The organism is Roseomonas sp. KE2513 (assembly GCF_016107305.1).
Taxonomy (GTDB): Bacteria; Pseudomonadota; Alphaproteobacteria; order Acetobacterales; family Acetobacteraceae; genus Roseomonas.
In genome coordinates this window covers 22,721-43,430 of sequence record NZ_RCVR01000039.1, presented here as the reverse complement: position 1 = coordinate 43,430, position 20,710 = coordinate 22,721, and the positions used below count along the sequence as shown (strand labels likewise).

At 68.5% G+C, this 20,710-nt stretch carries 19 protein-coding genes and 1 pseudogene; 7 read left to right on the top strand and 13 right to left on the bottom strand.

Features of this window, described 5'->3' with window-relative positions:
- Positions 1-86: 86 nt before the first annotated feature.
- From D9599_RS25020 to D9599_RS24970, 13 genes and pseudogenes are all read right to left on the bottom strand, one after another.
- Entirely contained in the window at positions 87-293 is a 207-nt protein-coding gene (locus D9599_RS25020) for a recombinase family protein (protein ID WP_198384023.1), read from the bottom strand.
- On the bottom strand, positions 293-1,045 hold the full coding sequence (locus D9599_RS25015; RefSeq protein ID WP_198384022.1) for a DUF3489 domain-containing protein: 753 nt from the start codon (positions 1,043-1,045) through the stop codon (positions 293-295). Before D9599_RS25015 ends, D9599_RS25020 begins: the two co-directional genes overlap by 1 nt.
- Positions 1,046-1,405: 360 nt before the next feature.
- A complete protein-coding gene (locus D9599_RS25010) occupies positions 1,406-2,386 on the bottom strand; it encodes a tripartite tricarboxylate transporter substrate binding protein (protein ID WP_198384021.1) in 981 nt (326 codons plus the stop codon).
- A gap of 28 nt (positions 2,387-2,414) precedes the next feature.
- The gene (locus D9599_RS25005; RefSeq protein WP_232480878.1) at positions 2,415-3,554 is read right to left on the bottom strand and encodes an enolase C-terminal domain-like protein; all 1,140 of its coding nucleotides are present in this window, start codon (positions 3,552-3,554) and stop codon (positions 2,415-2,417) included.
- Positions 3,555-3,591: 37 nt separating this feature from the next.
- The gene (locus D9599_RS25000; protein WP_198384020.1) at positions 3,592-4,575 is read right to left on the bottom strand and encodes a tripartite tricarboxylate transporter substrate binding protein; all 984 of its coding nucleotides are present in this window, start codon (positions 4,573-4,575) and stop codon (positions 3,592-3,594) included.
- A gap of 10 nt (positions 4,576-4,585) precedes the next feature.
- Positions 4,586-5,581, bottom strand: a complete 996-nt coding sequence (locus D9599_RS24995) for a tripartite tricarboxylate transporter substrate binding protein (protein ID WP_198384019.1) — start codon at positions 5,579-5,581, stop codon at positions 4,586-4,588.
- A 231-nt stretch (positions 5,582-5,812) separates the two neighbouring features.
- A complete protein-coding gene (locus D9599_RS24990) occupies positions 5,813-7,141 on the bottom strand; it encodes a hypothetical protein (protein WP_198384018.1) in 1,329 nt (442 codons plus the stop codon).
- A 260-nt stretch (positions 7,142-7,401) separates the two neighbouring features.
- Positions 7,402-8,157 carry a glucose 1-dehydrogenase gene (locus D9599_RS31600; protein ID WP_232480877.1) on the bottom strand — a complete coding sequence of 252 codons (756 nt, stop codon included), beginning with the start codon at positions 8,155-8,157 and terminating at the stop codon, positions 7,402-7,404.
- An 11-nt stretch (positions 8,158-8,168) separates the two neighbouring features.
- Positions 8,169-8,453: a hypothetical protein gene (locus D9599_RS31595; RefSeq protein ID WP_232480876.1), complete on the bottom strand. Its 285-nt coding sequence runs from the start codon at positions 8,451-8,453 to the stop codon at positions 8,169-8,171.
- A gap of 25 nt (positions 8,454-8,478) precedes the next feature.
- Positions 8,479-8,808 (bottom strand): annotated as a pseudogene (locus tag D9599_RS32510) (Bug family tripartite tricarboxylate transporter substrate binding protein); the annotation flags it as partial.
- A gap of 56 nt (positions 8,809-8,864) precedes the next feature.
- A complete protein-coding gene (locus D9599_RS24980) occupies positions 8,865-10,262 on the bottom strand; it encodes a lyase family protein (RefSeq protein ID WP_198384016.1) in 1,398 nt (465 codons plus the stop codon).
- Positions 10,263-10,297: 35 nt separating this feature from the next.
- Complete coding sequence (locus D9599_RS24975; protein ID WP_198384015.1) at positions 10,298-11,410, bottom strand: mandelate racemase/muconate lactonizing enzyme family protein; 1,113 nt, start codon at positions 11,408-11,410, stop codon at positions 10,298-10,300.
- 13 nt (positions 11,411-11,423) lie between these two features.
- Positions 11,424-12,416, bottom strand: coding sequence for a tripartite tricarboxylate transporter substrate binding protein (locus tag D9599_RS24970; RefSeq protein WP_198384014.1), 993 nt, complete (start codon positions 12,414-12,416; stop codon positions 11,424-11,426).
- 126 nt (positions 12,417-12,542) lie between these two features.
- Between D9599_RS24970 and D9599_RS24965 the strand changes: the two genes are divergently transcribed.
- From D9599_RS24965 to D9599_RS24935, 7 genes are all read left to right on the top strand, one after another.
- Complete coding sequence (locus D9599_RS24965; RefSeq protein WP_198384013.1) at positions 12,543-13,331, top strand: LysR family transcriptional regulator; 789 nt, start codon at positions 12,543-12,545, stop codon at positions 13,329-13,331.
- Between the two features lie 677 nt (positions 13,332-14,008).
- On the top strand, positions 14,009-14,707 hold the full coding sequence (locus tag D9599_RS32350; RefSeq protein ID WP_198384012.1) for a cytochrome c3 family protein: 699 nt from the start codon (positions 14,009-14,011) through the stop codon (positions 14,705-14,707).
- Positions 14,708-14,717: 10 nt separating this feature from the next.
- Positions 14,718-17,522, top strand: a complete 2,805-nt coding sequence (locus tag D9599_RS24955) for a 4Fe-4S dicluster domain-containing protein (protein WP_198384011.1) — start codon at positions 14,718-14,720, stop codon at positions 17,520-17,522.
- Positions 17,519-18,841, top strand: a complete 1,323-nt coding sequence (gene nrfD / locus D9599_RS24950) for an NrfD/PsrC family molybdoenzyme membrane anchor subunit (RefSeq protein ID WP_198384010.1) — start codon at positions 17,519-17,521, stop codon at positions 18,839-18,841. The genes D9599_RS24955 and nrfD overlap by 4 nt, the downstream gene beginning before the upstream one ends.
- The gene (locus tag D9599_RS24945) at positions 18,838-19,377 is read left to right on the top strand and encodes a DUF3341 domain-containing protein (RefSeq protein WP_198384009.1); all 540 of its coding nucleotides are present in this window, start codon (positions 18,838-18,840) and stop codon (positions 19,375-19,377) included. The genes nrfD and D9599_RS24945 overlap by 4 nt, the downstream gene beginning before the upstream one ends.
- Positions 19,374-19,787, top strand: coding sequence for a cytochrome c (locus D9599_RS24940; RefSeq protein ID WP_198384008.1), 414 nt, complete (start codon positions 19,374-19,376; stop codon positions 19,785-19,787). Before D9599_RS24945 ends, D9599_RS24940 begins: the two co-directional genes overlap by 4 nt.
- Positions 19,784-20,704: a hypothetical protein gene (locus D9599_RS24935; RefSeq protein WP_198384007.1), complete on the top strand. Its 921-nt coding sequence runs from the start codon at positions 19,784-19,786 to the stop codon at positions 20,702-20,704. The genes D9599_RS24940 and D9599_RS24935 overlap by 4 nt, the downstream gene beginning before the upstream one ends.
- Positions 20,705-20,710: the final 6 nt, after the last annotated feature.

Sequence of the window (20,710 nt, the reverse complement as noted above, 5' to 3'; positions counted from 1 at the left end):
GAGAGGGTGTGAGTGCGCCGGGTGATCCGATCGAGCCGTGCCGCCACGATCACAGTCCCTAGCTGGCGGCAACAGGTCGGCGCCGCCTATAACCCTGGCCGACGGTCGTCATTGCCCGAGGCGATGGCTTGGTGCTCGGCCACCAGCGTCCAGCCCTCGCGATCGATGAACGCTCGGACGCTCGCCCGCTGCGCGTGCAGGCCAACGCCCAAGTGCCCCTGCTCAGCCGTAGACACCTGGTACAGCGCCACCGCGTAGCGGGGCTGGGGAGGAGTGCGACGGGCAGCAGCCATCAGCCCTGCTCCCCGGCGACAATACAATAGACGCTATAACTCCCCTTCGCGCCCTGTGCTCCTGGCCCAACCTGTCGCACCCGCTCCAGCACCTCGACCGTGTAGCCCTTCCCCTTCAGCCCGGCCAAGAAGCCGCGGACGGTGGGCTGTGCCCAGCCGGTCGCCTCCATGATCTGGGCGATGTTGGTGCCCTCGGACCGGCATAGGAGGGAAAGGACGGCCTGCTGTTTGGTGCCCTCATGCGGACGGAGGGGAGCGGAGGGACCACGAGCCGGCCGACTTGCGCTGCTGCGGCTCAGAGCAGCTCTGAGCGCCTCGATGGAAGCCGGCAGGGCGGAGCGTTCCGCCCCCACATCCCAGGCTACCAGCCGGGCGGCTGCCGCGTCCCGGAGCGTGGTGCGGAGCCGTGGTTGAGCAGTGGGCACAAGGGGCGGTACCTGGGCATCCAGCGCGGCCGTGCTGGTTTTGGCTGCCTTCCTACCCTCCTGCGTCACCTGAGCGGCCTCTCCGGCCATCACCGCCGCGCTCAGCACACCGACCACCGTCAGCCCGGCTGTTATGATCCGCAAGACCCCCATAGTGCTGCCACCTGGATCAGGAACCTCCTGCAGCAGCCTGGCCTTCAGCATGCTTTGAAGCACCGAGTTCCGGGCGGCAGCGGGCAGGTTCGAGGGCGCCTTGGCCAGCCCTTCCGGGTGTCGGGCGGCGGCGCTGAGGATTTGCGATTGGGTGGGGGAGAGCGTCCTTGTCATCGTCAGGTCCCTGGTCGGGCCCGACAAGCCGGGTCCTACGACCCAGAGCCCTGACGAAAGGGGGTCAGGATGTACGGGGAGGTGCCACGCACGGTGGAATGATGCATCGCTCTGTTCCTCAGTGAAGCCAAGCGCAAACTGCATCGAAAGTGGGACCACTTTCTGCAGACGCGCACAGTGCGGCTACCTGATCGTGATCTGAGGTGTGGCTGCGTCGAGATGCCGATAGTCATGGCGCTCGCCGATCAGGATGCCAGTAGCGAGCAGCGGAGGAGGACGGACTACTCTTTTGTTCGCCTCCGAAGAGGCTGAGGCGCAAGCGAACGATTCAGCCCTATTTGCTGCTCATCGTAATACGATTCAGTGGGCTGAGGCGCCGGCAGCACGCCTCACGCGGCCCCATTTCTCGGTTTCCGACCTTATAAATGCCTTGAAGTCATCTGGGCTGTTCGCAGCAGGTTCCAAGCCCTGCTGCCTCAGGACGGTGACAATTGCTGGGTCGCTTAGGGCTTCCCGCATGACGGCGTTCAGCCGGGCGATAACCGCCGGCGGCGTACGAGCCGGCGCGACCAACCCGTACCAGTTGCTCGATTCATAGTTTGGCACACCGGCTTCGGCGACAGTGGGCACGTCAGGCAGTTGCGGAGAGCGGTGGCCAGAGATCACGGCGAGGCCCCTCAGGGTACCGTTTTCCACATACTGCCGCACTGTCGTCACGCTGGCGAAGGAGACCGGCACCTGTCCGCTGATAAGATCGTTGATCAAGGCACCGCCGCCGCGATAAGGCACGTGCGACAGTCTCACTCCCGTGGACAGGTTGAACAGCGCGCAGGACAGGTGGCCTGCGGTGCCAACGCCGGAGGAGCCGCAAGCCACACCGTCCCTGTCCCTGCGGGCCAGGGCGATCAGCTCCGCGACGGATCGGACGGGGAGAGAAGGATGCACCACCAGCAAATCGTGTGTTGTCACCGCTAGACTGACCGGTGCAAGGTCAACCAGCGGGTTGAAGGGCAGATTGGTATAGAGGCTGGGATTTACCGCCAGTGCAGCGATCGTGCCCATCAGGAGCGTGTATCCGTCCGGAACGGCGCGAGCCACTACTTCGCTGGCCAAGTTGCCCCCGGCGCCAGGACGGTTCTCGATCACAATAGGCTGGCCGAGCGCCTGGGCGAGGCGCGGTGCCATGGCACGTGTGGTGACGTCGGTTCCGCCGCCCGGCGCGAAACCCACCAGCACGCGGATGGGCCGGTTGGGGTAAGGCGCTTCCTGCGCGTTGCCCGGCATCGGCGCCAGCAAAAAGGCGAGAGCCAGGACCGCCAGTTGGGAGAGCAATCGCGGCACTGTTTTCCTCCTCGTGGCGAACACCTGATTAAGCGCCGACATCCTTCATGATGGCATAGAGTTCAGCCTGCCCTTCGAACCCGATACCAGGGCGGTCAGGAAGGCGGAGCCAGCCCTCCTCCACGCGAGCGTCATCGGCATAGCCGGCAAAGGCGCCGAACACGCCGGGATAGGATTCACACCCGCCGAGCCCAAGGCCGCCCACCACCGCCAGGGACATCTGGTTGCCGCCATGCGGGAAGATCTGCGCTCGCGAGAAGCCAGCCGCCTCTGCCATAGCGACGATGCGGACGAAGGTTGCGACACCGAAGGCCTGAGGCGGATCCACCTGCAGGATGTCGCGATCCGGCCGCAGCCCGCCGAAGCGGACCATGTTGGTCAGGTCCTGCAGCGAGTAGAGGTTCTCGCCCGTGCCAATGGGAGGCGCGTAGGCGCCGCAGACCTCAGCGTAGAGCGCCAGGTCAAGCGGGTGCACCGGCTCCTCGAACCAGCGCAGGCCGTAAGGCGCGAGCATTGCGGCATAGGCGAGCGCGCGCTCACGGTCGAAGGCGCCGTTGGCATCGACCGCGAGATTGGCCCCCTCGCCCACTATGGCGAGAACGCCCTCGATTCGTCGCTGGTCCTCGTCAATCGGCAGGCCGCCCACCTTGGTCTTGAGTTGAACGTAGCCGGCGTCGCGGTGCCGGCGCATCTCGTCCTGCAGGTCTGCCACGGTCTGGCCCGGCTTGTACCAGCCGCCTCCGACATAGCAGCTCACGCGCCCGCCCGGACTGCCCGGACCGTAGCGGCGGGCAAGCAAGGACCAGAGCGGCTGGCCCCGCGCCTTGGCGGTGGCGTCCCACAGCGCCGTCTCGATCGTGCCAATGGCCCAGGCGCGCTCGGCGTCACCGCCCGGCTTCTCGCGCCGGTTCATCACCGGAAGGCAGCGTTCAGGGTCGACGAAGCCCTCCGCGTCCAGTAGCGCGTCCGGTGCCTCACCTAGGAGGCGGGGGATGAAGCGGTCACGCATCGTCGCGCCGCAGGCGTAGCGGCCGGTGCCATTGAAGGCGTAGCCGACCACCGGCCGCCCCTCTGCCACTCGGTCCGTGACCACAGCCACGATGGAGGTGTTCATCTCTCCAAAGTCGAAGGCGGCGTTCCGCATAGAGGAGCGGACGGGCACGGCCATCTCGCGGATGTCAAGGATTCGCAGGGTCTCGGTTCCTTCAGTCGGCGCGGATGCCGGCTTCGCGCACCAGCGCCGCGAGGGCGGGCACCTCGGTGGCGAGTTGTGCGGCGAAGGCGGCGGGCGTGCTCGCAACCGGGCGGAAGCCGATGCTGCGCAGGCGCTGCTCCGCAGCAGCTCCACGCAGCGCCGTAGCGACGACTTCCGCAATGCGCGCGGTCGTAGCTGAGGGGGTTCCGGCCGGCGCGAGCATCGACTGCCAAGTCTCCGCCTGGAAGCCCGGCAGCACGACCTCACCGACAGTCGGCATATCCGGCAGGTCAGGCCAGCGCTCCGGACCAGTGGTTGCAAGCCCAATCAGAGCGCCGCCACGGATATGCGTTTGCGCAGCCGGCATCGCGGAGAAGCCGAGTGGCACCGTTCCAGCCAGCACAGCCTGAATCCCCGGCGCGCCACCGTTGAAGGGCACATGGGTCAGGTCGATCCCGACCGCGCGGCGGAACATCTCGGCCGTCAGGTGCGGGCCGGTGCCGCTGCCCGGACTGGAGTAGTCGAGCCGCCCCGGTTCAGCCCGTGCACGCGTCACCATGGCCGCAAGGCTGCCGATCCCGGATCCGGGATGCGCCACGATGGCATTGGGGGAGGTGACAGCGACAGTGATAGGCGCGAAGTCGCGCAATGGATCGTAGAGCGCTGGCCGATCCGCTGGCTGCAGTCCTGGATTCGCTGCGAAAGCAGAGGAGCAGAACAGCAGTGTGTGCCCGTCAGGTGCTGCACGCGCCACCGCTTGGATGCCGATATTGCCGCCGGCCCCAGGCCGATTCTCGACGACGACCGGCTGCCCCAGCCCTGCGGCCAGTGGTTCCTGCAGCAGGCGGGCGATGATGTCTGTTGGACCGCCGGCCGCGAAAGGCACGAGCATGCGGACTGGGCGACTGGGTGCCCAGGATGCCTGGGCTCGCCCCACCTGAGCGATGAGGGCCGGCGCAGCCAGGGCCAGCAGACGGCGGCGAGTTGCGTTCATGGCCGAACCCCTATTCCACAGCGATGCGCATGTGAGCGGCCACATCGCGATATCTGGCGATCTCGCCTCTGACAAAGTCGGCAAAAGCGGCCGGCGGCATCCCGCCCGCCTCGGCCGAGGCATCGCTCAGCACCCGTAGCATCTCGGGCCGAGCCAGGGCGTCCGTGGCCGCAGCGTAAAGGGCCTCCACCGCTGCTTCAGGCAATCCGGCCGGCGCGAAGAGGCCAAACCAGGACCGGATCTCAAAGCCAGGAGCGCCCGCCTCGGCCAGGGTGGGCAGGTAAGGCAGGCGCGGCACGCGCTGGGCCGTGCTAACCGCAAGGGGACGAATCCGCCCCCCGCTGATCAGCGGTGCCGCACCGGCCAAGCCGTCGATCACGAAGTCCACCTGCCCACCGGCAAGGTCGGCCAGGGCAGGGCCGGTACCGCGATAGGGGACGTGCACCACATCGATGCCCGTTGCTGCGCGCAGCATCTCCCCAGCCACGTGCTGCACCGAGGCAACTCCTGAGGAGGCGTAGGTCAGGCGGCCCGGTGCCTGCCTGGCGGCGGCCAGGAATGCGCCGATGTCAACATAGGGAGCGGCTGCGTTGACTAGCAGCGCGTGAGGCTGCGCAGCCACGAGCGTGATGGGTGTGAAGGCGGTTCGCGGGTCGTAGGAGAGGCGCTGGGCAAGGTTCGCCGCGATCGCGTTGGCCGTGGAATGGCCCAGCAGCAGGGTCGTTCCATCTGGTACTGCGCGTGCCACGGCTTCGGCGCCGATAATGCCAGCGGCGCCGCCGCGGTTCTCCACCACAATGGATTGGTCCAGGCGTGCCTGCAGCAGAGGCGCAATGACACGGGCTAGGATGTCCGTGAAGCCGCCGGGTGGGAAACCGACGACCAGCCGGACAGGCCTCGTCGGCTTCCAGGCGGGTGGTGGCTGGGCCCAGGCGCGGCTTGCGGGTAGCGCAGCGGCACCGAGCACCAGGACAGCGCGACGACCGGTTCCAAGCCCGTTACGCAATCCTTGTTTCCTCCCCGGCTTTGCCAGCCTAAGGCCGCCAGCTTGTCCGGAACCGCAACCTCTCGCAAGCCGATCCAGGGACCCGTGCCAGGGAACGCTCACGCTTGACCTAGCTGCCCCGCCCACAGAGCGCCACGCACGAGGACCTGCGCCAGGCACAACTGCGCTAACAGAGCGCGAGACTCGAAAGCTCCGCACCCTCAAGCGGAGCAGATCCCGGACGAAGCCGACTCAGAACCGAGCGTTGATCCAGTCGCGAAGGTGATCAAACAAGTTGCGTGTCACGTTGGCGTACTGCCCAGGCGTAGTCTCACAAGGAGTGCACGGACCGAGGCCGTGGTTCGATCCTTCGATATAGATGAGGTCCTTGTCAGAACTCCTGGCGTGTTCGAAAGCAATCTCATTATCACGGATAAAGACGAAGCCGCCTGCACCAACGAAGATTACAGGGACAGAAATTGCCTGCACCGCACAAACTGTAGAGTTGTTGCTCGAGCAGTGGTCGATCCCCTCCGCTGAATCGGTCGCACGAACCGCATTGGCAGTGAGAAATGCGCGAAGGCTCAGGATCTTCGTGCCAAAATCAAAGGTCAATGCGCTTTGCGCAATGGATTGATCGGGCACGATGACACTGCGGATTGGCTGAACTGCTATGCTTCCTTCATTCCGGAGCAGCTTACGCGGTTGCCGAGTGGTGTTGAAGGCGTCCATGCTTGGGTCAAACTGGCTGATGTAGATTGAACCCGCAGGACCGGCACCGGGGTTTCCTGCCCGAGGAATGACAACGATATCGTTGTCTGGGTAGGGATAGGTGCCACTGCGCACACGCTCCCAGCGCGTTTGCGCCTCCTCCCGTATAGTGTCCATGCGCCTTGCTTGCCCCTCAATGTAGCGCCGAACGAAGTCCTGAGAGTAGTGCGAATTGCCATGCGGATTGTATCCGTTTGCCGGTAGCAGCGGGTCCAGATCCTGACTCAACTGCCGTTCGGGAGGATTTTGCTCCGAACGGATTGCAGGGACCAGCGCTCGCATCACCATTACGGGCTGACCAGGATGCGCGTCGACAAAGATAACCCCATCGGCACGGGGCAGTCCGCGCAGATCGTCAGAGCAGGGGATAATGCGCTGGGGATCCTGACAGTAGGCGATCCCGTTCTCTGCCACCGCCTGATAGAAGCTCATCGTCGGTCCGCCACCACTATGACCGAAGAGCAAAACCCTTTCGATGCCGGGTTGCCGCCGCATGAACTCGACACCTGCCTTTACGTCCAGTGCTATGCGATCCCAATTCACCTGCACCTCATTGTTGACGAAGCGCGGGTTCATGCAAAGGACAGCAAAGCCCCGTGCCGACAGCTCGGTGCAGGCCGGGTGCGACATGTAGTTCGCTGTTCGGTGCATCAGGATGACACCGACCCGCGGCTGGGAATTCCCGTCCGGAAGGTAAAGCGCGCCCATGGCCGGTGGCAGAGGCACGAAGCGCGGATTGCTCTGGGCAAAGCTGGCGTGGCTCGCGAACACGCCAGTTAGAAGGAACAAGGCAATCATCAAAAGACGCATCACACTTCCTCCACTTCATTGTTCTTGAAAATTACGATCGGGCGACCGCGGTGTGATAGCTTGGTCCGCCCTTCTGCAAGTTGAACTCGCTTGGCAAGCAGGGCATGCCCCGTATTCTCCAAAGCTGGTGATCCAGGCTCCGCTGGCTGTGAAGCAAATTCGGCTTAATAGCCTAACCAGGGTAAATTCTTCATCATTTCAGGCTTCAGCATAAAGAAATCGTTCTGGGCGATGTCTCTGTCAGGTGATCAGTCCCGCCGTTAAATGGCTCGGCCGCCATCCACCTCCAGCGCGACACCAGTGATGAACTCCGCCTCGTCGGAGGCGAGATAAAGAGCCGCATTGGCAACGTCGCGCGGCCGTGCCAGGCGGCCAAGCGGGATGCTCGCCTCGAAGGCAGCACGCCTCTCTGGCATCAGCTTCGGTAGGAGCAACGGCGTCTCGCCGGCTACAGGGCAGATCGCGTTCACCCGAATTCGTTCGGGCGCAAGCTCCGCCGCCATCGCCTTGCTCATGGTCGACGCGGCCCCCTTCACGCCAGAGTGCCAGGTCTGCCCGGCGCGCGGCCGGATCGCGGCAACAGAGGTATCATTGACGAGGCAGCCCCCGCTCTCCTGTGCACGCATTACAGGCACGACGTGGCGGGCCGAGAGGAAGATGGACTTCACGTTAATCGCGAAGAGGTGGTCGAAGACTTCCTCTGAAACGTTCAGCATTGGCCCGTTCGGCTGGCTGGTGTCGGCGTTGTTCACCATGATGTCTAGCCGCCCAAAGCGCTCCAGGCAGGCTTGCACCATCGCCGCCATGGAGGCGTCCTGGGTGACATCCGTGCGCACGAAGGCCACGCGATGCCCTGCTCCCGCCGCCGCAATCTCGCCCGCCACGCGGTCCCCGCCGTCGGGATTGATGTCCGCGACGAGGACGTGCGCCCCCTCCTCTGCGTAGCGCTTGGCGATGCCCTCGCCGAAGCCCGAGCCACCACCGGTGACGATTGCCACCTTGTCTGCCAAGCGCATCTCGTACTCCCTTATTCTGGCTCGATGCCGGCTTGGCGGATCAGGCCGGCGTAGAAATCGCGCTCCTGCAACAGCCGGGCGGAATACTCCTCCCCTGTCAGAATTCCCTCGTTCAGCCCTGCCCCTGCCAGTCGCGCCTGCATGTCCGCATCGGTCTGCACCACCCGGGTCAGCACAGCCGCGATCTGATTGCGCATCTCCGCAGGGATTCCAGCGGGCGCGTAGAGGCCGAGGGCTCCCATTGGCAGCGAAAGGCCATCCAGCCCCGCCTCCCGCGTCGTGGGCACCTCCAGCACCACCGGAGACCGGGTCTCGCGCCATGTCGTAGGGAAGCGCTCGATAGAGATAGGAGGAGGTGGAGAGCATTGAGGTAGAGTGGACAAGCAACGTGTACCCGTCCGCCGGGGAACGCGCGACGGCGGCGGTGCCGATCGTGCCGCCAGCACTGCTGCGACTCTCGACCACGACGGGCTTGCCGAACTCCCGGTCTAGCCGGTCCGTCGCCAACCGCGCCAGGAGGTCGAAGGGGGAGCCGGGCGGGAAAGGATTGACGATGCGGATGGTGCGATCCGGGTAGGCGGCTTGGGCACTAGCGCCGGTGGCGCGGAGGGCCGGCAGCGCCAAGGCGGCGGCGAGCGCCCTTCTCCCCATCAGGAGGTCCGTCTTCATGCAGTATCTCCTCTCCGAACCCGTTTGAGCTGGCCTTCCTACCTTGGTGCCGCTGCGGCCCGGGCCGCGCGGATCGCAGCGATGGTTCGGTCGGTCGTCTCTGGGGCGAGACCGAGGTAGCGGGCCGGGTCGAGCTGGTTAGCGAGGTCGAGCTCGAGGACGATCGGCCCCATGCCCGGTCGCGCCGCGATCTCCTCGACCAGCGTCGTTCCCCTCTCCCAGGCCGCGCGTGCAGCGAGCCGCACCTCCTCATGCGCCGTGTGCTTGCCTACCCGCCCGCCCAACAGGAACATCGCGTGCTCGGCCATGACCAGACCGTTGGTGCGCCCGAGATTGCGCAGCATATTCTCCGGGAAGACCTGCAGCCCCTCCATCATCGTGGCTGCCGCGGTCAGCAGCCGGTCCATGGTCGCGCTGATCTCGCCCAGCGTGTCGGCATTACTGATCTGGTCTCGCTCCCCGATGGAGACCTGCCACTCGTTCAGCACCTCCGCCTGATGCGGCACCACGCGCGCGAGGGCGACCACAGCGCGGGACGGACCCGGATTCACCTTGTGCGGCATGGTGGAGGAGCCGACCTCCGAGCCCGGGTCGCCCAGTTCGCGCAGGTCGTCTCCCTGCATAAGGAACACCTCCTGCGCGACGCGGGCCCAGCTGCGTGCGGCGATGCCGAGCAGGGCGCCGTATTCGGCGAACATGTCCTTGGCGCCCTTCCAGTCTACCGGCCAGGGCACGCCGAGGCCGAGTTCGCTCATCAGCTCCGCCTCGATGTCGAAGGCGTCGGGGCCTAGCGCCGCGTAGCTGCCCACCGCGCCCGAGAGCATTCCGGTGTTCGTGCGGGCCAGCCAGCCGTTCATTCGGTCGATATTGCGGCGGTTCTCGGCCAGCCAGGAGGAGACCTTCAGGCCGAAGGTCATCGGCAGGGCGTGGCGGCCCACCGTGCGGCCGATCATCGGCGTCGCGCGGTGCGCCGCCGCTAGGCGCAGCATGGCGTCTTCGGCGCGCTCCATGGTCGCGATCATGCGGCGCATGGCTTCGCGGGTCTGGATCACTTGGGCGGTGTCGTAGATGTCCTGCGTGGTGGCGCCGTAGTGGATCCACTCGCCCGCACCGTTCTGCGCCACCCGCGCCCAGGCATTCAGAAGGGCGACGAGGGGATGGCCGACCCGACGCTGCTCCTCCGCGACAGCGGCGGGCGGCACAGCCTGGAGTGTCGCTGTGCGGGCGATCTCCTCGGCGGCCTCGTTTGGAATGATGCCTCGCCGCGCCTGCACGCGGGCGAGCGCCACCTCAATGCGCATAAGCTGCGCCTGCGTCTGTGGCCGGCTGAACAGCTCCGCCACGCTGCGGGCCTCCTGCGCGCCCGCCGGCGTCGCCAGGGCCATGCCCGCCAGCAGCAGCGCGGGCGCGATCACACGGGACTTCAAGCGACTCATGCTCCCCTCTTCAGCCCTTTGTGCAGGGGCCAGCGTTAGTTCACGCGATGTGCGCGAACGAGATCCTGGTCGAAATTCACGCCCCAGCCCGGCCCCTGGGGTAGCAGGTAGTCCCCGCTCTCGATCGCGCCGCGGCCGAGCAGCATTCGGTGGAAGACCGGGTCGCGCTGCGGATGGTGCGTCTCCGCGTAGGTGCCATTCCCCACAGCCGCGAGGAGGTGGGACCCGATCACAGGCTCCCCATGGTGAGCCATTTCCACCCCCAAGAGGGCGGCCATGGCGGCTACCCGCAGCCATGGCGTTGGCCCACCACCCCAGCTGGCGTCGAAGTTGCAGACGTCGATCGCGGCATCGAGCATCAAATCACGGCAGTCCTCCGCCGACATCTCGGATTGGCCGGCGCAGATGGGCAGGCCGGTGGTGGCGCGGAGCAGGGCCATGTCCTTGCGGTCGTTTGCCCAGAGGACAGGCTCCTCGAACCAGCGGATGTTCAGCCGAGGCGTGCGGCGGATGAAGTCCAGCGCTTCCGCGCGCGTCCAGCCGCGGTTCGCGTCCACTGCCAAAATGAAGCTCTCGCCGCCCGCAGCGCGCGCTGCCCCGGTACGCGCGGCGTCCTCCTCGGGCGAGCGGCCACCGACCTTGAACTTGCAGCCGGCAAGGCCGAGAGCGAGATAATCCTCCATCTCCCGTCCGTAGTCCGCAATGCCGTAGTCGTCGTGGTACTGCCCCCCGATAGCGATGATCGGCAGCCGGTCTCGTGCCCCACCCCACATCCGGTAGAGCGGCATGTTCGCCGCCTTGCCGGCGAGATCCCACAGCGCGCTGTCCACGCAGGCCACCGCTCGAACCGCCGCTCGCGGATCGCGCCCCCCGCGGGATGTGGCACGCCATAGCTTCGCCCAGAGCGCCTCGATCCGGCCGGGATCCTCGCCGATCAGCATCGGCGCCAGCTCCTCCTCGATGATCCGCACCATCACCGGCTGCAGGGCACCTTGCCCCTCGCCGTTGATGCAATGGCCAACTGGCCCGTGATCGGTATGGAGGCGCGTGATGATCGCCTCCTTCTTCACGACGCTGTAGGAGCTGCCGGGGAAGTCGCGCGGCAGCGGCATTTGGATGGCGATCGCCTCGACCCGGGTGATCTTCATGGCGGCTGCCCCGTCACTCCGGTTTGATGCCCGCGGTGCGGGCGATGTCCACAAAAAGCGAGGCGTCGCGCCGCACACGGCTGGCGAACTCATCCCCAGCCGTCACGTCCGGTTCCTGCCCGACCCCGGCCATGCGCTCGCGGACAGCCGCCTCCTCCATCGCCGCGGAGAGAAGGGCGATTATCCTCTGGCGGATCGGGGAGGGTGTGCCAGCGGGGGCGAAGAGGCCTACCCAACCCGGCATCTCGGCGCCCGCTACCCCGGCTTCGGCCGTCGTCGGCACCTCGGGCAGGGCGGGGGAACGGCGGTCCCGCATCAGGGCCAGCGGCCGCACGCGCCCGTCCCGGATATTCGGAAGCTGGTTGGATAGAGCGTCGAACATGGCCTGTACGTGGCCGGCGATGAGGCCTGTCGCCGCCGGGGCACCGCCGCGATATGACACGTGCTCCATCGCGAGGCCCGTGCGCGACAGGAACAGCTCCGCCCCGAAATGCTGGGTCGTACCGTGGCCAGAGGTGGCATAAGAGAGGTGGCCGGGGTTCCGCCGGACATGAGCGATAAACTCCCCCAGCGTGGTCGCCTGCACCCTGGGGTTCACCACAATCACGAGGCCGCTGGAGAGCACCCCCCAGACCGGCAGGAGGTCGCGCAGGGGGTCATAGGGAAGGTCGCGGTGTAACGTTGTCGCCGTGATCAGTGAGGGGGTGGTCACCAGCAGCGTATGCCCATCGGCTGGTGCGCGAGCGACCACGGCGGCCCCCACCGTGCCGCCCGCGCCGCTGCGGCTTTCCACGACGACCGGCTGCCCCCAAGCCTGCTCCATACGGTCAGCAGCAAAGCGGCCGATGAAATCCACCGGCGAGCCCGGCGGGAAAGGGTTGATGATTCGGATAGGCCGGTCGGGGAAGGCAGGCTGGGCACTCAGAGACCCGACACCCGTCCACAAAGTCGCTAGCCCAGCAGCCAGCCACCGCAACGCGCCGAGGCCGGCGCTCCTATACTGCATCACGACGCTCCCTCCGGCCGGCGCTGCTGCCCGGTCCCTTGTTCGAGACTGTGGCGCCGGTCGCTGGTCGGCAGCAATTGGGCAGGTTCCTGTGGAACACATAGGATATCGCCTATACGATGACGCATGCTTCGAGCTTCGCTGCGATGCCTGGAAGTCTTCGTCGCCGTGGCCGAGGAGGGCCGGGTGGCAGCAGCGGCCGAGCGCCTGGGCATCACCCAGCCCTCCGTCAGCGAGCAGCTCCGCCGGTTAGAGGAGGAGGCCGGGACGCCTCTCCTGGAGCGCCGGAGAGGCCGCCCCTCTCTGCTCACCTCCGCCGGGCTGGCCTTCTTGCCGCAAGCGCGCCTTCTGCTGCAGGACGCGGCTGCGGCGGCGGCGACACTGGCCGAGGATCGTGCCGGATCGGTCCGGCGTATTCAGCTTTCGGCGCAGCGGCTCGTCGCGAACTTCGTCCTACCGGACCTCCTGGCCACCTTCTCCCAGCAACACCCGGATGTCCGGCTGGACATCCGGACGGGCGGACAGGAGGAGGTCATCGATCACCTTCTCTCCGGCAGTGCTGATATCGGCTGTTTCCTCACCAACAATCCGCCGGCTAACCTGTCCTCCCAGCTCCTTCGACGTGAGCGGTTCGGCATTGTGGCCTCGGCCACTCACCCCTTAGCGATACGGCAAGGCTTGTCGGCGGCTGAACTTGTCAGTTGGCCCTTCGTTCGCGGAGGACGGAGATCTCTCCTCAGCCAGGAGTTAGATGCGCTCCTCACCGCGGCAGGTCTTCCCCGTACGAAGATCGCTCCTGCACGAACGACGGAATACGATACGGTCCGAGCCCTGGTCAGGGCAGGAACAGGGCTGCTCCTGACCATGACGCAGCGTGGAAGAAGATCTGGCGGCCGGGCGCCTGGTAGAGCTTGATCTGAGCGGATCGCCGATGATGATGGATGTGCGCTGGGCTTTGGCACCCCGGCGGCTGCCATCTCCAGCCATTCGGGCGCTCGTGTCGGAGCTCAAGGCTATCCCAAGCGCTTGTCCGGCAACGCGCCCGTCCTGATGCGTTTTCGGCATAGAATTGAGGCTTGTTCACCCTTACTGGCACGCCACCCCATAGAATGTCGCGAGGGCCGGCCCACAGCCTGTAGTTGGGTGCAAGCAGAGAGTGGGGATTGCTGGCTGACTGTGCGTCGGAACTGTTGCCCACGTCCGGCATCGAGAGGCAATTCGGTCTGAAAATCAGATCGTGGAGCGAGCGTCCAAATCAACAGAGGACTGAACCCTGCCCAGGTTGTCAGCACCACGAGGTGGCTAAGTCAGTCCGCTCCGCGCACCAGCTTCCCCCGTCGGCCAGCGGTATGTGGAGGGTTATCGACGGAAGAAGCAGAGATGCGAGCCATTGCCAGAGCGGCGGCACCAGGTTTGGCCTTCGGGCAGCAGCACGGCAACAGGTCGCCGAGGCAACCCTTGCTATGGAGCGCAGCTCGGGCATGAGGCGCAGCAGCCAGAAGTCGCGGCTGCCGGGCAAAATGGCCGTCGCCTCTTGTCGATCGGCTGGTCTGGCCGCATGAACGGCCGGTAACCTGGCCGCAACTCCTCGCGTGCCGGTCTGGTCGGTGCGGGAGACGATGGCGCAGCTCTTCTCCAAAAGGGCGGATTCCCGACTGCGCCTCGCGATCGGTTTTGCTTGCGCGGTGCTGCTGCTCTCCTGCGCAACGGGCTTCGCCCTGGTACGGGCCGGCCAGACCTGGGCCGTCGGGCATCCGGCGGAACAGCCCATTCCCTTCAGCCATGCTGTCCATGCCGGCGGGCTCGGCCTGGATTGCCGCTTCTGCCATGCTGGGGTGGAGCGGACCGCAGATGCCGGGATGCCCAGCGCGGAGACCTGCCTGGGCTGTCACGACCGAGTCTGGAACGTCGCCGCGCAATTTACGCCGTTGCGGGCCGCGCTGGCCGGGGGGACTGCGGTGCAATGGGCCTCGGTCAGCCGCCTGCCGAACCATGTCCGCTTTGATCACGCGGCCCATACCACGGCCGGAGTCGGCTGCGTCTCCTGCCACGGGGCGGTGCAGGAGATGCCTCGCACGGTGCGGGCGGAGACGCTCTCGATGGGCTTCTGCCTGGATTGCCACCGCGACCCTACCTCCGGTCAGCCCAGGGCGGTCGAGACCACGACCGGCGGGCTCCCGGCCGGCGAGGCGGCGTTCACGCCGCGCCCGCACGGTCTGCGCGCCCTGCGCTACAGGCATTTCGGCGTGGAGGTCTCCCCCATGACCCGTTGCTCGACCTGCCATCGATGAGGCGCCACCGATGAGCGCTCCCCCCCGTCGTGGCCCGGACTCCACCCCCGAGCCCCCGCAGCCCGCCGCCCTGGCCGCCGGCGCGCATGGCCCGGTGGAGCGGCGCGATGCGCTCTTGCTGGTGGGCGCCTCCCTGGCCCTTGCAGCTCTGGGCGGCTGCGACGAGGCGCCGGAACACGGCCATCCCCTGCATGCCCCCGCCCGCGCCGTTGATGGCGCGGCGGCTTCGGCCGATTACGCGACGGTGCTGGAGCTGGACGGGCTGGCCCGCGGCGTGGTCGTGCGCACCCGCGGCGGGCACGCGGTGAAGCTGGAGGGCAATCCCGCTCACCCCGCCAGCCTGGGCGCCACCGACATCTTTGCCGAAGCGGCCGTGCTGTCCCTGCACGACCCGCACCGCTCCCGCCGCATCCGGCGAGACGGCCGTCCGGTACCGAGGCCGATGCTGGACGCCGCCCTGGCCGGCGCGCGGGAGGAACTCGTGCCGCGGGATGGCCGGGGTCTGCGGATTCTCACCGGCCCCGTCTCCTCCCCGACCCTCGCGCGGGTGATAGGGGAGGTGCTTGCCGCCTTCCCGGAGGCCGCCTGGCACCAGCACGACCCGCTGGCGGGCGACGGCGCGCAGGAGGGTGCGGTGCGCGCCTTTGGCCAGCCCCTGGCCGTGGTGCCGGACCTGTCCCGCGCGCGGGCGGTGCTGTGCCTCGGCGCCGATCCGCTTGGCGACATGCCCGGGCATCTCCGCCATGCGCGCGACTGGATCACGGCCCGCCGGGATGGGCGCAGAGCGAGGCTTATCGTGGCCGAGGCCGCGCCGAGCATCACCGGCGCCCGCGCCGACCGCCGCATCCCTCTCCACCCCGCCGAGGCCGAGCCCTTTGCGCGTGGGGTGGCCCAGGCGCTGGGGGTGGAGGGGCTCGCGGCCGCCGGTACGCATCCGGCAGCGGAGATCGCGGCGGAACTGATGGCTGCAGGGCCGGATGCTCTGGTCCTGGCCGGGCGCAGGGAGGGGGCGACGGTGCATGCCCTGGCCCATGCGATGAACGCCCGGCTGGGCAGCACCGTGCTGCGCACTCTGCCGCATCCGCTGGCCCGGCCGGAGCCGATGGCGGCCTCCCTCGCGGCGCTCGCCTCGGCCATGGTGGCAGAGGAGGTGACGCATCTGCTGATCCTCGGGCCCAATCCGGCCTATGACGCGCCGGCCGCCCTCGGTTTCGAGGCCGCGCTGCGCCGGGTGCCCTTCGTGCTCCATCTCGGCGCCCGACAGGACGAGACGTCGCGCCTCTGCGCCTGGCACGTCCCGATGCCGCATGAATTAGAGGCCTGGGGCGATTGCCGCGCCTTCGACGGCACACCCTCCATCCGGCAACCCGTCACCGCCACCCTGGCCGATGAGGCGCGGGGGCCGGTGGAGCTGCTCTCTGCCCTGCTCGGCGCGCCCGTGACGGCCCGGGCGGCGGTCGAGGCGACTTGGCGCGCCATCTGGGCCGGACGGGATTTTGACGCGGCCTGGGCTGAGGCGCTGGAAACGGGCGTGGCAGGGGGGGCAGCCGTCCCGCTGTCTCTCCAACTGCGGGAGGGATGGGACCAGCCCTCGCCCCCGATGCCAGCCGGGCTGGTCGCGGCATTTGCGCCCGACCCGGGCACGCACGGCGGGGCGGAGGCGCATGAGGCCTGGCTGCAGGAACTGCCCCGGCCGCTGACCAAGATCACCTGGGGCAATGCCGCGCTGATGGCGCCCGCCACCCTCGCCGAACTTGGCCTTTCGCCGGGGGACGAGGTGGAGCTGGGGTTGGAGGGGCGCACCGTGCTCGCCCCGTGCTGGCCGGTGCCGGGCCACGTGCCGGGCTGCGTCACCCTGCCGCTGGGCGGCGGTCGCCGCGCCGGCGGACCGGTGGGAGAGGGGCGCGGGTTCGACGCCTACGCCCTCCGCCCCGCCTCCGGCGCCTGGACGATGCCGGGCTTGTCGCTGCGGTCCACGGGGCGCCGCACGCCGCCGGTAACGGCCGACTCCCACCACCAGATTGATCCCGTCGAGGCGGTGCGCAGCGTCAAGCCTGGCGGCGCCCTGCCGCAGCCGACGCGGGATGCGTCTCTGCACCCGGACTGGCCCTATCCCGGCCATGCCTGGGGGATGGCGATTGACCTCGATGCTTGCATCGGCTGCAACGCCTGCGCCCTGGCCTGCCAGGCGGAGAACAACGTGCCCGTGGTCGGCCCACTGGCCGTGAGCCAGGGGCGGGCGATGCACTGGCTGAGGGTGGACCGTTATCACCACGGCGCGGAGGAGAACCCCGCCTCCAGCTTCCAGCCCGTGCCCTGCATGCATTGCGAGCAGGCGCCGTGCGAGCCTGTCTGTCCCGTCAACGCCACCCTGCATGACCATGAGGGGCTGAACGTGATGGTGCATGCGCGCTGCATCGGCACGCGCACCTGCTCCAACAACTGCCCCTACAAGGTGCGCCGCTTCAACTGGGCTGATCACCGCCGCAGCCTCGACACCCCGGCACGCAACCCTGAGGTGTCGCTGCGCCCGCGCGGCGTGATGGAGAAATGCACCTATTGCAGCCACCGCATCGCGGGCGCGCGCAGCGCCGCCGCGAATGAGGGGCGCGCCCTGCAGGACGGCGAGGTGGAGACCGCCTGCCAGCGCGCCTGCCCGACTCGCGCCATCACCTTCGGCGACCTGAACGATCCTGGCAGCGCCGTCTCCGGCGCACGGCGGGACGGGCGGCACTACGCGATGCTCGGCCAGCTCGGCACGCGGCCGCGCACCACCTATCTCGCCCGCGTCGCGGCCGATGAGGAGCCGTCGTGAGCGACAACACCATCCCCGTCGCCGAAGCCGCGCTGCGGCCGGGCGCCTGGGGCTTCCGCCTCGCCATGGCCGCGGCCGGAGCGGGCGTGGTGGTGCTGGTCGCCTCGGTCGCGGCCGTGCTCGTGCGCGGGGTCGCCGTGTGGGGGAACAACATCCCCCATGTCTGGGGCTTCGACCTGATCGCCTATGCCTGGTGGATCGGCATCGCCAATGCTGCCAGCCTTTTCGCCGCCGTGCTGGTGCTGCGCCGGCACGGGCTGCGCACCGCCGTGAACCGCTTCGCCGAGGCCGCGGCGCTGGCCGCCATCCTCGCTGCCGCCGCCTACCCGATCCTGCATCTTGGCCGGCCATGGCTGTTCCTCTGGACGCTGCCCTACCCGGCCTACACGGGCCTCTGGCCGCAATTCGGCAGCCCTCTCGTCTGGGATTTCTGGGGCATTATGTCCCACGTCGTCGTCACCTCGCTGTTCTGGTTCATCGGGCTGATCCCGGACCTCGCTTCCATGCGGGATCGGGCGGCGCGGCACGGGCGGATGCGGGCGGCACGGGCTTACGGGATCCTCGCGCTGGGCTGGCGCGGCTCGGTCGCGCATTGGCACCGGCACCAGGCGGCGTATCGCCTCGTCGCGGCGTTGGTGCTGCCGTTGCTCCTCTGGGCACAGACGGTGGTCGCGCTGGAATTTGCCACCACCCTCGTGCCGGCCTGGCACCAGGCGCGGCTGCCGCTGCACGTGGTGGTCACCGGCCTGCCCTCAGGGCTGGGCGTGGTGCTGGCGCTGGCCGCGGTGCTGCGGCAGGCGCTCTCGCTTGAGCGCTACGTGGACGAGCGGGACATGGACCTGCTGGCCCGTCTCCTCGCCTCGGCCGGGCTGGCGGCCGGGATGGCCTATGCGCATGAGCTGCTGGTCGGCTTCCTGGAGGAGGACCCCACCACCCGCGACGCGCTGGCCGCCCGCGTGTTCGGCGGCGGGGCACCGGCCTACTGTGGCGCGGTGCTGCTCTCGGCCGTGCTGCCACAGCTGCTCTGGCTTGGGGCGTTGCGCACGCGCACGCTGATCGTGGTGCCGGTTGGCGTGCTGGCGGCGGCGGGGGTGTGGCTGGACCGCTGGTCGATCGTGGTGGGCGGACTGCTGCGGGACCACATGCCCGCGGTCGGACCGGAATACGCGCCGAGCGTCGCGGAATGGGGGTTGCTGGGCGGCTCGGTCGCGCTCTTCGCAATGGTGCTGCTGCTATTCGGCCGGCTGGTGCCGGCGGTGTCCATGTTCGAGACGCGGCATGAGGAGAGCGAGACCGAGGCCGAGAGGGAGGAGCGGTGACGCAGCACCCCGCCTTCGGCCTGATGGCCGAGTTCGATGACCCGGAGCCGCTGACCGCCGCGGTGCGCGCCGCGCGCGAGGCCGGTTGGCGACGGCTGGAGGCCTATTCGCCCTTCCCGGTACCGGAGGCGGCCGAGCTGCTGGGGGTGAGCGCCGCGCCGATCGGCTTCATCGCGCTCGGCGCGGGCGCGGTGGGGGCAGTGCTGGCGGCGGGCACGGCCTGGTATGTCTCGGTGCATGTCTATCCGGTGAATGTGGGCGGGCGGCCGCTGAACGCCTGGCCGGCCTTCATGCCCACCACCTATCTCGTCGCCATCCTCTGGGCCTGCGCGGCGGCGCTGCTGGGGATGCTGGCGTTGAACGGGTTGCCGCGGCTGAACCACCCCGCCTTCTTCGCGCGCGGCTTCCATCGGGTGAGCGAGGACCGGTTCTGCCTGTTCCTCTCGGCCGAGGACCCGCTCTACGACCCGGAAAGCACGGCGCGCTTCCTGCGCGGCCTGTCGCCGCTGCGCGTATCGGAGGTGCGGGGCGCGTGAGGCGGCTTCTTCTCCTCCTCCTGCTCGCGGGCTGCGATGCCTGGCCGGAGAGCCCGAAACCGCCCGCGCCGCTTCCGCCGCCGGAGGGCGCGGTCTCGCGCGGGGCAGCGGCGCGGGCGCGCGCCCTGGCGGCGCCCGGGCCGCCGGTGGATGCCGCGCTTCTGGCGGAAGGTGCGGAGCGCTACGCCATCTTCTGCACGCCCTGCCATGGTGCGCGCGGGCTGGGGGACGGAGTGGTGGTGTCCCGCGGGCATCCGCCCATCGCGCCGTTGCCGGGCGACCCCGCGCGGAGCATGGCGGCGATCGCAGTGAACCATCTGGGCGCCCACGCCATGGCCGACCGGCTCGATGCCCGGCAGCGCTGGGCAGTGGCCCGGCATGTGGAGGCGCTGATGCGTGACGCGCCATGACCGCCTTTGCCGAGGCTTGGCTGCTCGCCTTCCTCCTGGCCGCGACGCTGGGGGCGGGCGCGCTGGCCGTGCTGGCGGCGGGCATCCTGATGCAGGAGAGCTGGGTGGATCCACTCCGCCCGGTTCTGGTCCCGGTGGCGCGGATGGCTTGGCTACTGCCGGTGCTCGCCCTGCCGCTCGCCGCCATGGTGAAGGAGCTTTACCCCTGGGGCGGCGGGAAGACGCTTGCCGTGGGCCTGGCCTCGGCGGTCATCCTGCTCCTCTGGGCGGGAATCGGGCGCGTGCTGGCGCGGTCGGGAGCATCGCCCAGGGCGGCGGGGCTCTGCCTGATGCTGCTGCTGCTCTCGGCCACGATCGGCTTAGAGGACTGGGCCCTTTCGCGAGATCCGGGCTGGACGGGCAGCCTCCTCGGTCTCGCCCTGTTTGCTGACGGCGCTGCGGCCTCGCTCTCCCTGGCGGTGCTGCTCCGGGGCTGCCCGGAGACGGACGAGGCGCGAACGGGGATGGAGCGCGCGCTGCTCACCCTGGCGGTGCTCACGCTGTGGCTGTGGTTCGTGCAGTTCCTGACCGTCTGGGCCGCCGACCTGCCGCCCGAGGCGGCCTGGTATCTCCGCCGGCAGGAGGGCGCCTGGCTCTGGGTAAAGGTGGCCGTCGCGGCCCCGGCGCTGCTGGGGGCGCTGGCCCTGGCCATCGTGCCGCAATGGCGGCCCTGGCGCATGCGGAGTGTGTGCGGGCTGCTGATCCTGGCCCATGGCGCGCTGCTGCTCTGGACGGTGCGGCCGGATGCGGCGCTGGCGCCCGGCGCGGCGCACGGGAGGCCGCAGGGCTGGGTGGACTCGATCGTGATCGTTGCGGTGGCGCTGGCGGTGCTCCTGGCCGCGCGGGTGGCGAGCCGCGCCGGGCGGAAGCCTGTATGATCCGTC

Excerpts from the sequence above, each read along its gene's own strand:
- D9599_RS25015 (WP_198384022.1), bottom strand. The coding sequence starts at position 1,045 with ATGACAAGGACGCTCTCCCCCACCCAATCGCAAATCCTCAGCGCCGCC.
- D9599_RS24990 (WP_198384018.1), bottom strand. The coding sequence starts at position 7,141 with ATGCGTCTTTTGATGATTGCCTTGTTCCTTCTAACTGGCGTGTTCGCG.
- D9599_RS24965 (WP_198384013.1), top strand. The coding sequence starts at position 12,543 with ATGCTTCGAGCTTCGCTGCGATGCCTGGAAGTCTTCGTCGCCGTGGCC.
- D9599_RS31600 (WP_232480877.1), bottom strand. The coding sequence starts at position 8,157 with ATGCGCTTGGCAGACAAGGTGGCAATCGTCACCGGTGGTGGCTCGGGC.
- D9599_RS25000 (WP_198384020.1), bottom strand. The coding sequence starts at position 4,575 with ATGAACGCAACTCGCCGCCGTCTGCTGGCCCTGGCTGCGCCGGCCCTC.
- D9599_RS24970 (WP_198384014.1), bottom strand. The coding sequence starts at position 12,416 with ATGCAGTATAGGAGCGCCGGCCTCGGCGCGTTGCGGTGGCTGGCTGCT.
- D9599_RS24955 (WP_198384011.1), top strand. The coding sequence starts at position 14,718 with ATGAGCGCTCCCCCCCGTCGTGGCCCGGACTCCACCCCCGAGCCCCCG.
- D9599_RS25020 (WP_198384023.1), bottom strand. The coding sequence starts at position 293 with ATGGCTGCTGCCCGTCGCACTCCTCCCCAGCCCCGCTACGCGGTGGCG.
- D9599_RS24975 (WP_198384015.1), bottom strand. The coding sequence starts at position 11,410 with ATGAAGATCACCCGGGTCGAGGCGATCGCCATCCAAATGCCGCTGCCG.
- D9599_RS25005 (WP_232480878.1), bottom strand. The coding sequence starts at position 3,554 with ATGGCCGTGCCCGTCCGCTCCTCTATGCGGAACGCCGCCTTCGACTTT.
- D9599_RS24935 (WP_198384007.1), top strand. The coding sequence starts at position 19,784 with ATGACCGCCTTTGCCGAGGCTTGGCTGCTCGCCTTCCTCCTGGCCGCG.
- D9599_RS24980 (WP_198384016.1), bottom strand. The coding sequence starts at position 10,262 with ATGAGTCGCTTGAAGTCCCGTGTGATCGCGCCCGCGCTGCTGCTGGCG.